The sequence below is a fragment of the Pseudomonas sp. F2 genome (assembly GCF_057174385.1).
The window spans coordinates 2,015,157-2,029,315 of record NZ_CM169904.1 but is presented as its reverse complement, the minus strand read 5'-3'; the positions used below and the strand labels follow the sequence as shown (position 1 = coordinate 2,029,315).

The 14,159-nt window shown below is 60.1% G+C and carries 11 protein-coding genes; 7 read left to right on the top strand and 4 right to left on the bottom strand.

Features of this window, described 5'->3' with window-relative positions; all coding sequences use genetic code 11:
* Window positions 1-5 precede the first annotated feature (5 nt).
* The 3 genes from AC193Q_RS08770 (at window position 6) to AC193Q_RS08760 (ending at window position 2,976) form a co-directional block, all read left to right on the top strand.
* On the top strand, window positions 6-899 hold the full coding sequence (locus AC193Q_RS08770; RefSeq protein ID WP_095668952.1) for a LysR substrate-binding domain-containing protein: 894 nt from the start codon (window positions 6-8) through the stop codon (window positions 897-899).
* A gap of 188 nt (window positions 900-1,087) precedes the next feature.
* Window positions 1,088-2,584: a helix-turn-helix transcriptional regulator gene (locus AC193Q_RS08765; RefSeq protein WP_121185981.1), complete on the top strand. Its 1,497-nt coding sequence runs from the start codon at window positions 1,088-1,090 to the stop codon at window positions 2,582-2,584.
* Window positions 2,585-2,718: 134 nt separating this feature from the next.
* Entirely contained in the window at window positions 2,719-2,976 is a 258-nt protein-coding gene (locus AC193Q_RS08760) for a DUF1652 domain-containing protein (RefSeq protein ID WP_041073283.1), read from the top strand.
* A 1,070-nt stretch (window positions 2,977-4,046) separates the two neighbouring features.
* On the opposite strand, the gene AC193Q_RS08755 is transcribed toward AC193Q_RS08760, so the two are convergent.
* The 3 genes from AC193Q_RS08755 to AC193Q_RS08745 form a co-directional block, all read right to left on the bottom strand.
* Window positions 4,047-4,814 carry an SDR family oxidoreductase gene (locus AC193Q_RS08755; RefSeq protein ID WP_121185979.1) on the bottom strand — a complete coding sequence of 256 codons (768 nt, stop codon included), beginning with the start codon at window positions 4,812-4,814 and terminating at the stop codon, window positions 4,047-4,049.
* A 22-nt stretch (window positions 4,815-4,836) separates the two neighbouring features.
* A complete protein-coding gene (locus AC193Q_RS08750; protein ID WP_121185977.1) occupies window positions 4,837-5,904 on the bottom strand; it encodes a phosphotransferase family protein in 1,068 nt (355 codons plus the stop codon).
* A 158-nt stretch (window positions 5,905-6,062) separates the two neighbouring features.
* Complete coding sequence (locus AC193Q_RS08745; RefSeq protein WP_121185975.1) at window positions 6,063-7,031, bottom strand: 2-hydroxyacid dehydrogenase; 969 nt, start codon at window positions 7,029-7,031, stop codon at window positions 6,063-6,065.
* A 287-nt stretch (window positions 7,032-7,318) separates the two neighbouring features.
* Between AC193Q_RS08745 and AC193Q_RS08740 the strand changes: the two genes are divergently transcribed.
* The 4 genes from AC193Q_RS08740 (at window position 7,319) to AC193Q_RS08725 (ending at window position 11,184) form a co-directional block, all read left to right on the top strand.
* The gene (locus AC193Q_RS08740; RefSeq protein ID WP_401276345.1) at window positions 7,319-7,699 is read left to right on the top strand and encodes a hypothetical protein; all 381 of its coding nucleotides are present in this window, start codon (window positions 7,319-7,321) and stop codon (window positions 7,697-7,699) included.
* Between the two features lie 49 nt (window positions 7,700-7,748).
* Window positions 7,749-7,919 carry a hypothetical protein gene (locus tag AC193Q_RS08735; RefSeq protein WP_179294976.1) on the top strand — a complete coding sequence of 57 codons (171 nt, stop codon included), beginning with the start codon at window positions 7,749-7,751 and terminating at the stop codon, window positions 7,917-7,919.
* Window positions 7,920-8,170: 251 nt separating this feature from the next.
* On the top strand, window positions 8,171-9,451 hold the full coding sequence (locus AC193Q_RS08730) for an HAAAP family serine/threonine permease (protein WP_047293638.1): 1,281 nt from the start codon (window positions 8,171-8,173) through the stop codon (window positions 9,449-9,451).
* Window positions 9,452-9,531: 80 nt separating this feature from the next.
* On the top strand, window positions 9,532-11,184 hold the full coding sequence (locus AC193Q_RS08725) for a SulP family inorganic anion transporter (protein ID WP_483879432.1): 1,653 nt from the start codon (window positions 9,532-9,534) through the stop codon (window positions 11,182-11,184).
* A gap of 159 nt (window positions 11,185-11,343) precedes the next feature.
* Here AC193Q_RS08725 and acnB read toward each other — a convergent pair whose 3' ends face one another.
* Window positions 11,344-13,953, bottom strand: coding sequence for a bifunctional aconitate hydratase 2/2-methylisocitrate dehydratase (gene acnB, locus AC193Q_RS08720; protein WP_041067375.1), 2,610 nt, complete (start codon window positions 13,951-13,953; stop codon window positions 11,344-11,346).
* Window positions 13,954-14,159 lie beyond the last annotated feature (206 nt).

Genomic DNA, 14,159 nt, shown 5'->3' with positions numbered 1-14,159 from the left:
CCGCCATGGACCTGCGCCTGCTGCGGTATTTCATGGCCCTGGCCGATGAGTTGCATTTCGGCCGGGCTGCGGAGCGGTTGCACATTTGTCAGCCGCCGTTGAGCCAGCAGATCCGTCTGCTGGAGGAGGAGTTGGGCACGCCGCTGTTCGAGCGCAGTCATCACCGGGTCGAGCTGACAGCCGCGGGGCAGATGCTCAAGGAGCAGGCACCGCTGGTGTTCGAACAACTGGAACGGGCGCTGGACCTGACCCGTCAGACCGGGCGCGGGCAGCTTGGTGAGCTGGAGATCGGCATGATCAGTTCGGTGATGGTCGGCGTGTTGCCCAAGGCCTTGCACCTGTTTCGTGAACGCTATCCGCAAGTGAACTGGCGTCTGCATGAAATGACCCCGGCGGCGCAGGTCAAGGCGTTGAAGGAAAAACGTATCGACGCCTGCGTGTTTCGGGTCGGTTATGACGATCCGTTGCTGCGTAACGAGTTGTTGATCTACGAACCGATTCATGTGGTGATGCCGGCCGATCATCCGCTGGCAAGGCGCGAAGTACTGGCTCCGGCGGATCTGGCGCAGGAACCGTTCGTTGCGCTGGAACTGAAGCAGTCGCGGTTTGCCAACTTCCTTTATCAGTGCTGCGTTCAGGCCGGGTTCACCCCGCAGATCCGCCAGCAGGTGATTGAAGTGCAGACGCTGCTCAGCCTGGTGCGCGCCGGGTTCGGGGTGGCGCTGCTGCCTGCTTCTATCGAGCAGCTGGCGCCGGCAGGGCTGGTATTTCGCAGGCTGACGCCGGCGCTGCCGGAAGTGCCGCTGTACGCGACTTACCGCGCCGATGATGCTTCGCCGGTGCTCAGGCTGTTTCTCGACACGTTGCGCGAGCTGGTGGAAACCTCAGATCAACCTTGATCCCCTTGTGGGAGCGAGCCTGCTGGCGAAGACGGTGTGTCAGCCGACAGATTATTTGAATGACATACCGTATTCGCGAGCAAGCTCGCTACCACAGGGGGACTGTGGTGGGGCGCACATTTATGTTCGGCACGATCACGCACGCCTGCGGTCGTAATCTTCACACGCGCATTCCCTGTGGAGATCCAATGAGCCAGGAAGTCCTGACCACTGAAACCAATCGTCGCCAGTTGCAGCAGATCATCGCCGGGCTGTCCGACGGGGTGATTCTGCTGGAACTCGATCAGAGCATCCTCTGGGCCAACGAGGCAGCACTGGCCATGCACGGTGTCAGCCGGATCGGCGAGCTGGGCACTAATGCCGATGAGTATGCCAAGCGTTTCACGCTGCGTTATCGCAACAATCACCTGTTGCCGCCCGAGAACTATCCGATCAGCCGCGTCGCACGCTGTGAGGTATTCAGCGATCTGTTGGTCGAAATGTCTGCCATGGATGACCCGGAACGCGTCTGGGTGCACAGTGTGCGCAGCATGGTACTGACCAACCGCGAAGGGCAGCCGGAGTCGCTGGTGCTGATCATGAGCGACGTCACCGATTGGGCCAATGCCGAGCAGCGCTTCGAAAAGACCTTCAATGCCAACCCGGCGCCGGCGGTGATCTGCCGCCTCAGCGACTTGCGTTACATCAAGGTTAATCCGGGGTTTCTGGAGATGACCGGTTACACCCGCGATCAGGTAATCGGTACCTCGGCCTATGAAATCGATGTCTTCGATCAGGCTGAGAAAAAGGATCTGGCGATCCAGCGTCTGCGCGATGTGGCGACCATTCCACAGATGCAGGCTCAACTGCGTCTGCCCGATGGCGGCAGCAAGCAAGTGATCGTCGCCGGGCAACCGTTGGTGCTCAATGATGAGGATTGCATGCTGTTTTCCTTCGTCGACATGGAGCTGCGGCACAAGGCGGAAGTGGCGCTGCGTCAGAGTGAGGAACGCTTCGCCAAGGCGTTTCGCCTGACCCCGGTGCCGATTCTGATCTGCAGTGCTGACGAGCAGCAGGTGATTGATGTCAATCAGGCGTTCCTCGACACCCTCGCCTACGACAGCGACGAGGTGGTGGGCAAAACCGTGACCCAGCTGCATTTCATCGACGACGACGGTGCGCGGGCCCGGCTGCTGAACGCCCTGGCCAAAAGCGGTCGGATTGATCGGGTCGACGTCCGCGTGCGCAGGAAGGATGCAGAGCTGCTGGAGTGCGCGGTGTCGGCTGACACCGTGAACATTCAGGACACGCCGTGCTATCTGCTGGTGCTGATGGACATCACCGAACGCAAGCGCACCGAGCTGGAACTGGTGGCGGCGATCGAAGAGGTGATGAAGGATGCTTCGTGGTTCAGCCGGACGCTGATCGAAAAACTGGCGAATGTGAAGAAGGTCAACTCGCCGCAGCTGCCGAGCGTGTCGTTCACTGATCTGACGGCGCGTGAGCGCGACGTGCTGGGGCTGATCTGCGAGGGGTTGGCCGACAAGGAGATCGCCGCCCGGTTGAAGCTGGCACCCAATACCGTGCGCAATCATGTAGCGACGGTGTATTCCAAGCTCGATGTGCACAGTCGCAGCGAGGCGATTGTCTGGGCGCGGGAGCGCGGGCTGTTTTCCGGCGAACGCGGCGCCAAGGGGCAACGGTAGGTGCAAATGCACTAATCGATGAGGTGCAAATGCAGGTTCTGGCGCGGTGGAGCAGTTCTTAGTCTGGTGGGGTGCGATACGAGCCTGTTGGCTTGGGATCGTCTCCCTTCGAAGCAGCTAAAGGAACAAGCTCCATGATGAATCTTGCGCAGTTGCGCGCCAGCCTTGAGCAGAGTTTCTCGCCCTTGGCGTGCGAGTGTTCAGTGGATGGGGATCATTCGCTGACGGTGAAGTTGTATCACCGGGAGTCGGGACAGGTGGATCTGGTGATCAGCGGGTTGAAACTCAATGAGTTGCGAACGCCGGAGGCTGTGGCGGCGTTGATTGATGAGTTGCGGTATGAGTTGGAGAGTAATTCTTTGCGGGCTGCTCGGGATCCGGATATGGCTTAGGGTTTTTGGCTGTTTTGGGTGTGGATCCGTTACTGCGGGTGTTGCTGATCAGGGTTCCGCCCTTACGGCGGGTCACTTTTGGCAAACGCCCCAAAAGTAACCAAAAGGTCTATGCCCTGACGTTCGGCCCTCGCTTAGGCTCGGGTTCCTTCGCTGCGGGATTCATCCGGGGGCAGCGCCTACGGTTTGCTTCGCTGCACCTCCTCTCGCTGTGTTTGGCTGCGCCAAACGGTCGCTGCGCTCCCCCCCCGGATAAATACCTCCACTCAGCCTGCCGACGGGCCCTCAGATCAAGAGCGGTACTCGAGCTAACGCTCATCGTGTTGAGTGGGGCGGCTTCGCCGCATGGGGTGTGCACGAATAAAGTTGTGGGAGCTGGCTTGCCAGCGATGGCGGCCTGACAGCCGACCAATCTCTAACTGAAAACACCCGATCCCACTGCGGGAGCTGGCTTGCCAGCGATAGCGGCCTCCCAGTCAACAAATTGCTTGCTGAGGCAACCCTCCCTCACAGATTTTGCTCTCCACAAAATCGACAGCCAATTCCCTCATCCCCCTCCATTTCACTGGCGCTCGCCGGGTAGTCGGCTATAAAGAATGAGTGGTCAGGTCTTCCGTCATCCGCGGTATTCGTGCGCGATAGCGGAAGTGGCTCTTCCATTCACCGCGGGTCGTCCTATGAATAATCCTGGGAAACGCGTGTATCTGCCGTTGTCGCTGGCTTTCTCTGTCGCGCTATTGAGCGGCTGCGCCAGTCCTCCGCCACCGCCTCCTGCTGCGCCGCCACCAGCGCCGGTGCGTACCTGCCAGACGCTGGAGAACACTCAGGTGTCTGGCGATATGTACGTTGACGAGCAGGTCACGCGCCATATCACCACCACCCGGTGTGTCACGCAGTAGCGTGGGGCGGCTTGGTTGGCGGTGCATTTTGGCTGGCACCTGGCCAAGGTCATTGCCTGACCTCAATCCCGTGCAGGAGCTGCCGAAGGCCGCGATCTTTTGATCTTTAATCTGCAAAATCAAAGTCAAAAGATCGCAGCCTTCGGCAGTTCCTGCACAGACACGTCTGGTTCAGGACAGGAACCCACCGTCCACATTCAGCGCAACCCCGGTGGTGTAGCTCGACGCATCACTGGCCAGGTACAGCACCGCCCCGGCCATTTCACTCGGATCGGCTACGCGCTTGAGCGGAATCTGCGTCAGCGCCTGCTTGAGGATCGTGTCGTTCTTGACCAGTGCCGAGGCGAATTTGGTGTCGGTCAGGCCCGGCAGCAGGGCGTTGCAACGGATGCCGAATTGCGCGCATTCCTTGGCGAAGACCTTGGTCATGTTGATCACTGCCGCTTTGGTCACCGAATAGATGCCCTGGAAGATCCCCGGTGAAATACCGTTGATCGACGCAACGTTGATGATGCTGCCGCCACCGTTTTCGCGCATCAGCTTGCCGGCTTCTACCGACATGAAGAAGTAGCCGCGAATGTTCACGTCGACGGTCTTCTGGAATGCGCTCAGGTCGGTGTCCAGCACGTTGCAGAACTGCGGGTTGGTCGCGGCGTTGTTCACCAGGATATCGAGGCGGCCGAACTGTTCCTTGATCCCGGCGAATACCTGGCTGATCTGTTCCATTTCACCGATGTGGCAGGCCACGGCGGTGGCTTTGCCGCCAGCGGCGATGATCGCGTCGGCGACATGCTGGCAACCTTCGAGCTTGCGGCTCGAGACGATCACATGGGCGCCTTGCTGGGCCAGCAGTTTGGCGATGGCTTCACCGATGCCGCGGCTGGCGCCGGAGACGAATGCGATTTTGCCGTCGAGGTCGAACAACTGAGTCTTGGACATGGGGGTTCCTTGGTATGGGCCGTCAGAGGCTCGATTTCGCAATGACCTGCAGGCTCATGTGCTCCAGCAGTTTGTTCATGTGAATGAACTGCGCGAAGCGTTTGTCCTGAGTCTGGCCGTGGTAGAAGCGGTAGTAGATCTGCTGCACGATGCCGGCCAGGCGGAACAGGCCGTAGGTGTAGTAGAAGTCGAAATTGTCGATGCGGATGCCCGAGCGTTCGGCGTAGTAATCGACGAACTCGCGGCGGGTCAGCATGCCCGGGGCGTGGCTGGGCTGGCGGCGCATCAGTTGCACGGGGGCCGGATCGTCCGCCTGAATCCAGTAGGCGAGGGTGTTGCCCAGGTCCATCAGCGGATCGCCGAGGGTGGTCAGTTCCCAGTCGAGCACGCCGATGATCTGCATCGGGTTGTTCGGGTCGAGGATCACGTTGTCGAAACGGTAGTCGTTGTGCACGATGCTTGAGGTCGGATGGTCGGCCGGCATCTTGTCATTGAGCCAGGCCTTGACCGTTTCCCAGTGCGGCGCATCCGGGGTCAGGGCTTTTTCGTAACGTTCGCTCCAGCCCTTGATCTGACGGGCGACGTAACCTTCCGGCTTGCCCAGATCGCCGAGGCCGCAGGCGTTGTAGTCAACCCGGTGCAGTTCGACGAAACGGTCGATGAAGCTCTTGCACAGTGCTTCGGTCCTGGCTGCATCGAGGCCCAGTTCTGGCGGCAGATCTGAGCGTAGGATGATGCCCTTGACCCGCTCCATCACATAGAACTCGGCACCGATCACCGACTCGTCGGTGCAGTGCACGTAGGCTTTCGGGCAGTAGGGGAAACCGTCGCGCAGTTGATTGAGGATGCGGAATTCGCGGCCCATGTCATGGGCGGATTTGGCCTTGTGGCCGAACGGCGGACGGCGCAGGACAAATTCCTGGTCCGGGTATTCCAGCAGGTACGTCAGGTTCGACGCGCCGCCGGGAAACTGGCTGATCTGCGGCGTGCCGGTCAGGCCCGGAATGTGCGCCTTGAGGTACGGATCGATCAGGCTGGCATCGAGTTCTTCGCCAGAGCGGATACGGGTGGACTGGTCAGTAAGCGCCATGCTTATCCCTTCTGCTTATTTTGGAGGCCAGACATCATTGGCTAATCTAATGGCGCACCAGGGCGGCCACAAGCGCGCAGCGGTCTTATAGGTTAGCGTGTTGCAGGATAATCAGCGTTTCGAATAGGCACCGGCAGCAGGGCGCTGCCGGCGCATTTTTAATGCACGCGCTGGTTGGTGAGTCTCGGTGGCAGGATGACCGGCGTCAGCACCGGTTGCCCCGAAAAGAATGCCATCAGGTTTTTCCCCACCAGTTCCACCGTACCTTGTGTGGCTTCCGGCGACAGACCGGCGACATGCGGCGTGAGAATCACATTGTTCAGGGTTTTCAGCGCATCGGGCACCTGCGGTTCGTGATCGAACACGTCCAGCGCAGCCCCGGCAATCCGTCGTTGCTCAAGTGCGCTGATCAAGTCGGCCGTGGCGATCACGCTGGCCCGGGCGATGTTGACGATGAAACCGGTCGGGCCCAGAGCATCAAGTACCGGACGCGTCACCAGATGCTGGGTGCCAATCCCGCCCGGCGTGGCGACGATCAGAAAATCCGAAGCCCGCGCCAGTTCGGTCGGCGTGGAGCAGAACGCATAGGGCACATCACTGCGCAGCTGCCGGTTGTGGTAACTGATCTGCATGTCGAAACCAAGGTGAGCACGTTTGGCAATCGCCATGCCCACCGCCCCCAGGCCGAGAATCCCCAGGCGTTTATTGGCCAGCGACGGACGCATGATCTTCGGCCATTCACCCCGGCGCACCGCCGCGTCGCAGCGCGGAATGTCGCGTACCAGTGCTAGCAGCATGGCCAGGGCATGGTCGGCCACCGACGAGGCGTTGACCCCGGCGCCGTTGGTCACGGTAATCCCGCGATCGCTGGCGGCCTGCAGGTCGACGTGTTCGTAACCGGCACCGATCACGGTGATGATCTTCAGCGCCGGCAGGGCGGCGATTTCCTCGGCGGTCAGACCCAGCGGGCCACGAGTCAGTACAGCGTCGATCCGTGCCCCGTGGGTGGCGATGGCTTGCGCCCGTTCGGCAGGGGTTGGTGCGAGGATCAGATGAAAGCCCTGATGCTCGAGAATCGGCAGATAGTCATTGATGGTTTCAACCAGTACCAGAACGGTGGCGGGCATTGCGCGGCTCCTGTGATCAATGGCGGTTCGGTCGCGAAGTCGTGTCAGGGTGCTGATTCCAGAGCTGTTTGGCAATGATGGCCGCAGCCCCGCTTCAGCCAGTGTAGGAGCTGACACGGGGAGCGCGCGGGCGCTTCGTCAGAAGCTCGCCCCGTTATTGTTGATCGGCTGCACGAAGACGCCAGCGAGTCCAGTCAACTGGCGTATTGGGCGTTTTTTGATTTCGACGCGGACGAGGGGCATGGGCAAAGACTCCGTGGGGCAGGGAACTCCTCTCACGCTAGAACATGTCGGCCAGATTGAAAGTGTGGGGTGATGAGCTCGCCGCTGTTTTTGTACGAGGCTACCTACGTTTTTCGCGGATTTTGCCTACGAATTTGGCAGATGCGTCTGCTACCGGAATGGTGATGAACGCGAAATCATGGGGACACAAAGTAGCTCGGGCAGTGACTACCAACAGCCAAGGAAGGCAAATGCTTCAAAACAATCGAGAACACCTGGAACTCGAAAGGATAATGAGTGAAATACGGAAACTGGCGGCCGAGAGAAAAAAGCTTATAGCGGAAGAAAAGAAGTTGAGGTGGGATACGTATTTTTATCCGTTTGCGGTAGTCACTGGGGTGTTGACCGCAACAGCAGCTGTAGTAGGACTTTCACTCAAGTTTTAAGTGTTCGCGTTTGTACCATTCAAACCCACTCTCTAAAAAGGAAATCACCATGAGTACATTTGACCGTCAGGCCATGATTGATCGGGCAGATCGAGAATACGATGAGGACGTTGAAAGAATGCGCATCAAAAACAAGGGCGATATGTACCCAATCTGGGGAATGCTGGCGTTCGGCCTGTTTTGCATGTCACTCGGATTTCTCCTCGCTCGATCAATCTGATCGTCTTGCCGGTGGAGTTGTCGCTGAAACTTGTCGAAAAACGACATTTCACTTATCCGAAACCGACAGCTATTTTCCCGAAAACGACAACCCGCTGATCTGCTCCGTACAACCATTCCTCAGCTAAGTCTTTGCTTCTGCTCATTTATCACGGAGAATCGCGCCCCTGTTTCGGCCGGAGCATGTCTGTCGGTTTTTTCCGACGCGTCCCGACCGAGTGGCAAGTGACCGGAATGCGGAGATCCGACCGGATGAATGATCAGGCCAATAGCGTCGACGAACGCTATGAAGCGGCAGCACCAGCTGAACTGTCGAGCTGGAATCGCCATGACACCACGTGGATGTTGGGACTGTTCGGGACGGCCATTGGCGCCGGTACCCTGTTTTTGCCGATCAACGCCGGTCTGGGTGGCTTCTGGCCGCTGGTGATCCTCGCGCTGCTGGCCTTCCCGATGACGTTCTTTGCCCACCGGGGCCTGACCCGCTTCGTCCTCTCCGGTCGCGAAGGCGCCGACATCACTGACGTGGTCGAGCAGCATTTCGGCATCAAGGCCGGTGCGCTGATCACCCTGCTGTACTTCTTCGCCATCTTCCCGATCCTGCTGATCTACAGCGTCGGCCTGACCAACACGGTCGCCAGTTTCCTTGAACACCAACTGCACATCACGCCGCCACCGCGCGCGCTGCTGTCGTTCGTGTTGATCCTCGGCCTGCTCGCCGTTGTGCGTTGCGGCGAGCAAGCCATCGTCAAGGCGATGAGCCTGATGGTGTATCCGTTCATCGTTGCGCTGCTGTTCCTCGCGGTGTACCTGATTCCGCACTGGAACGGCGGCATTCTTTCCACCGCCTCGCAAGTGCCGGCACCGTCGGCGCTGCTGCACACCCTGTGGCTGGCGATCCCGGTCATGGTGTTTTCGTTCAACCACTCGCCGATCATCTCGGCGTTTGCGGTAGATCAGAAGCGTCGTTACGGTGTCAACGCTGACCAGCGCAGCTCGCAGATCCTCTGCCGTGCCCACCTGTTGATGGTGGTGATGGTGCTGTTCTTCGTCTTCAGTTGCGTGCTGACCCTGTCGCCGGAACAACTGGCCGAAGCCAAGGCGCAGAACCTGTCGATCCTGTCGTACCTGGCCAACCACTTCAGCAACCCGACCATCGCGTTCGCGGCGCCGTTGATTGCGTTTGTGGCGATCTCCAAGTCGTTTCTCGGTCACTACATCGGCGCCAGCGAAGGCCTCAAGGGCCTGATCGTCAAGAGCGGCAAGCGTCCGGGTGCCAAGGCGCTGGATCGCATCGTGGCGGCGTTCATGCTGGTGGTGTGCTGGATCGTCGCGACCCTGAACCCGAGCATTCTCGGGATGATCGAGACTATCGGTGGCCCGGTGATCGCTGCGATTCTGTTCCTGATGCCGATGTACGCGATCCGTAAAGTACCGGCGATGGCGCGCTATCGCGGTCAGGCGTCGAACGTGTTTGTCACCGCCGTAGGTCTGGTGGCGATTTCGGCGTTGATTTATTCGCTGACGGCATAAGCCAAAGCGCCAGAGACTCAGCTACAGTGGCCGCTGTGCGTGATGCGCACAGCGGCTTTTTTTTGTCTGGAGACAGTGGATTGTCGAGTACGGCCCAACCGGTAGAACCCACCAATCGCTGGCGTGACATCCTCGCCGGCCTGTCGATTGCCGGGCTGCTCTTGCCCGAAGCGGTCGCTTATTCGACCATCGCCGCGCTGGCGCCGCAGGCCGGCGTGATTGCCCTGTTTGCCGGATTGCTCTGCTACGGACTGTTTGGCACCAGCCGCTTTGCCATTGTCTCGGCCACGTCTTCGTCAGCGGCGGTGCTGGCGGCGACCACCGCGACCATGGCCAATGGCGACCCGCAGTTACGCGCGACGCTGGCGGTCGGCTTGGTACTGGTCACCGGTGGGCTGTTCTTGCTGGCGGGGATCTTTCGCTTCGGCAGCGTGACTTCGTTTATCGCCAAACCGGTATTGCGCGGTTTCGCCTTCGGCCTGGCGCTGACGATCATCCTCAAACAGGTCGCCAGCGTGGTCGGCGTGCACCTGACCGATGCCAATCTGGTGCGCTTCGCCCCGCAATTGCTCGAACAACTGCCGCAATGGAACTGGTCGGCGGCCGTTGTCGCCGCGGTGGCGCTGCTGTTGTTAAGCCTGTTCTCCCGTTTTCCACGAGTGCCCGGCGGTTTGCTGGTGGTAGTGATCGGTATCGTCGCCGGGCAATGGCTGAACCTTCCGGCTCACGGTGTGAAGTTGATCGGCTTGATCGACCTGAGCCTGGAAGTACCGAATCTGCCGGTGCTGCCGTTTGCCGACTGGCTGCGGCTGGGTGAGGTGGGGTTCGCGCTGGTGATGATTCTGTATGCAGAGTCGTACGGCTCGATCAGTGCGTTCGCCCTCAAACACGGTGATCGTGTGACCTCCAACCGTGATCTGCTGGCGCTGGGGGCCTCGAATCTGTTGTCCGGGTTGTTCCATGGCATGCCGGCGGGGGCCGGGTATTCGGCGACGTCGGCGAACGAGGCGGCCGGGGCGACGTCACGCTGGGCCGGTGGCGTGGCGGCGCTGGTGGTGCTGGTGATCGTGCTGACGGTGTTGCCGTGGATCGCCCTGACGCCGGAGCCGATTCTGGCGGCCATCGTGATTCATGCGCTGGCGCGTGGCTTGAGTCTGCAGCCGCTGGGGCGCTACTTCGTCTGGCGCCGGGATCGGCTGCTGGTGATGTGCGCGGTGGGGGCGGTGCTGGTGCTGGGCATTCTCGACGGCTTGCTGGTGTCGGTGGCGATCAGCGTGTTGCTGATGCTCAAACAGATGTCGGCGGCGGACATTCAGGTGCTCGGGCGGATCGACGGCGGGCACGATTTTGTCGATTTGCAGCGACATCCAACGGCGACGGTTGAGCCGGGAGTGCTGATTGTGCGGCCCAGTGAGGCATTGTTTTTCGCCAATGTGGAGCGGATTCTCGGTGCGGCGCTGCATTTGATTCGTCATTCGGACGCGCCGGTACACACGGTGATCCTCAGTCTGGAGGAAACCCCGGACCTGGACGGTACCAGTATCGAGGCGATGCAGGCGTTTTTCCTGCGGGTGCATCAGGAGGGCAAGCGGCTGATTCTGGCGCGGCTCAAACAGGAAGCGCTGGCCGTGTTGGAGGCGTTGCCGGAGGTGACGGCCAACGGGGTGATACTCAGCGGGCTGAGCGTCGATGGGGCGGTGCAGCAAGCCTTGAAATCTGACGCCTCCCTGTAGGAGCTGCCGGAGGCTGCGATCTTTTGATCTTGCTTTTTAAGATCAAGAGCAAAGATCGCAGCCTTCGGCAGCTCCTACAAGGAATGATGTGGAACAGAGCACGCATAAAAAAACGCCGCTCATCTCACGATGGGCGGCGTTTTTCATTGCAGTGTCGCGTTAGGCTTGAACGACCGGAATCTTGGCGTTCGCAGCCGCTTCACGGAACTCGGCGATCTGGTCGAAGGACAGGTAGCGGTAAACGTCGGCCGCCATGCTGTCGATCTTGCCAGCGTATTCCATGTACTCCTCGACGGTCGGCAGGCGACCCAGGATCGAAGCCACGGACGCCAGTTCGGCCGAAGCCAGGTAGACGTTCGCGCCGTCGCCCAGACGGTTCGGGAAGTTACGGGTCGACGTCGAGACCACGGTGCTGTTCGGCTCAACGCGTGCCTGGTTACCCATGCACAGCGAGCAGCCTGGCATTTCCATGCGTGCGCCGGCCTTGCCGTAGATGCCGTAGTAGCCTTCTTCGGTCAGTTGGTGAGCGTCCATCTTGGTCGGCGGCGACAGCCACAGACGGGTTGGCAGCTGACCCTTGACCTGGTCCAGCAGTTTACCGGCAGCGCGGAAGTGACCGATGTTGGTCATGCACGAACCGATGAACACTTCGTCGATCTTCTCGCCAGCGACGCTGGACAGCAGACGGGCGTCGTCCGGATCGTTCGGCGCGCACAGAACTGGCTCGTTGATCTCGGCCAGATCGATTTCGATGATTTCGGCGTATTCGGCGTCGGCATCGGCTTCCATCAGTTGCGGGTTGGCGATCCAGGCTTCCATCGCTTGCGCGCGACGTTCCAGGGTACGTGCATCGCCGTAGCCTTCGCCGATCATCCAGCGCAGCAGGGTGATGTTGGACTGCAGGTACTCGGTGATCGACTCTTTCGACAGCTTGATGGTGCAACCGGCAGCCGAACGTTCGGCCGAGGCGTCGGACAGTTCGAATGCCTGTTCCAGGGTCAGGCCTTCCAGGCCTTCGATTTCCAGGATGCGGCCGGAGAAGGCGTTTTTCTTGCCTTTCTTCTCGACGGTCAGCAGACCGTTCTGGATGGCGAAGTAAGGAATGGCATGAACCAGGTCACGCAGGGTGATGCCAGGTTTCATTTTGCCTTTGAAGCGCACCAGGATCGATTCCGGCATGTCCAGCGGCATGACGCCGGTGGCAGCGGCGAACGCGACCAGACCGGAACCGGCCGGGAACGAGATGCCCATCGGGAAACGGGTGTGCGAGTCACCACCGGTACCTACGGTGTCCGGCAGCAGCATGCGGTTCAGCCACGAGTGGATGATGCCGTCGCCCGGACGCAGGGAAACGCCGCCGCGGGTCATGATGAAGTCAGGCAGGGTGTGGTGGGTGGTCACGTCGATCGGCTTCGGATACGCCGCGGTGTGGCAGAAGGACTGCATCACCAGGTCAGCGGAGAAGCCCAGGCACGCCAGGTCTTTCAGTTCGTCACGGGTCATTGGACCGGTGGTGTCCTGAGAACCTACGGTGGTCATTTTCGGTTCGCAGTAGGTGCCAGGACGAACGCCTTTGCCTTCTGCCAGACCGCACGCCTTGCCGACCATTTTCTGCGCCAGGGTGAATCCCTTGGTGCTTTCAGCCGGTGCTTCCGGCTTCTTGAACAGGTCGAACGCAGGCAGACCCAGTTCGGCGCGAGCCTTCTCGGTCAGGCCACGGCCGATGATCAGCGGGATACGACCGCCGGCACGGACTTCGTCCAGCAGCACAGGGGTCTTCATTTCGAAGGTGGTGATGACTTCGTCGGTACCGTGCTTGCAGACTTTGCCGGCGTGCGGGTACAGGTCGATCACGTCGCCCATGTTCATGTTCGACACGTCGAACTCGATCGGCAGTGCGCCGGCATCTTCCATGGTGTTGTAGAAGATCGGAGCGATTTTGCTGCCGAAGCAGAAACCGCCAGCGCGCTTGTTCGGCACGTAAGGGATGTCGTCGCCGAAGAACCACAGCACCGAGTTGGTCGCCGATTTACGCGAGGAACCGGTACCGACCACGTCACCGACGTAGGCGATCGGGAAGCCCTGGCCGCGCATTTCTTCGATCTGCTTCATCGGGCCGGTCTTGCCTTGCTCGTCCGGAACGATGCCGTCACGGGCCATTTTCAGCATGGCCAGGGCGTGCAGCGGGATGTCAGGACGCGACCAGGCGTCTGGTGCCGGGGACAGGTCGTCGGTGTTGGTTTCGCCGGTGACCTTGAACACGCGCAGGCTGATCTTGTCGGCCAGCACCGGGCGCTTCTTGAACCACTCGCCGTCAGCCCAGGATTGCAGCACGGCCTTGGCGTGAACGTTGCCGTTCTTGGCTTTTTCAGCCACGTCGTGGAAGGCATCGAACATCAGCAGGGTGTGCTTGAGTTCTTCGGCAGCCACTGGCGCCAGCTCGGCGTTGTCCAGCAGTTCAACCAGGGTCACGATGTTGTAGCCGCCCTGCATGGTGCCGAGCAGTTCTACAGCGCGTTTCTTGTCCAGCAGAGGGGAGGTGACTTCGCCTTTGGCCAGGGCCGACAGGAAACCGGCTTTGACATAAGCGGCTTCGTCCACTCCTGGTGGTACGCGATTGGTGATCAGGTCAACGAGGAAAGCTTCTTCGCCAGCCGGAGGATTCTTCAGCAGCTCGACCAGGCCTGCAGTTTGTTCGGCGTTAAGCGGCTGGGGAACGATACCCAGGGCTGCACGCTCTTCGATATGTTTGCGGTAGGCTTCAAGCACAGTTATTACCCTCATCAGTGGTCCCAAATGGGTGTCCGGGACGCTCATCCCGAAATTGCCGTACTCATGCACCGCACGACGTTGTGAGTCGTTTGGCCAGAATTACCGGCAATTCCTTACAGAAGCTGCTTTCAAAGTTTTACGCCTGCAGAACGGGGAGCTGATGAGGGTTGGCGTTGGGCTTTTCCCCGCTGGAAAAACCCTTC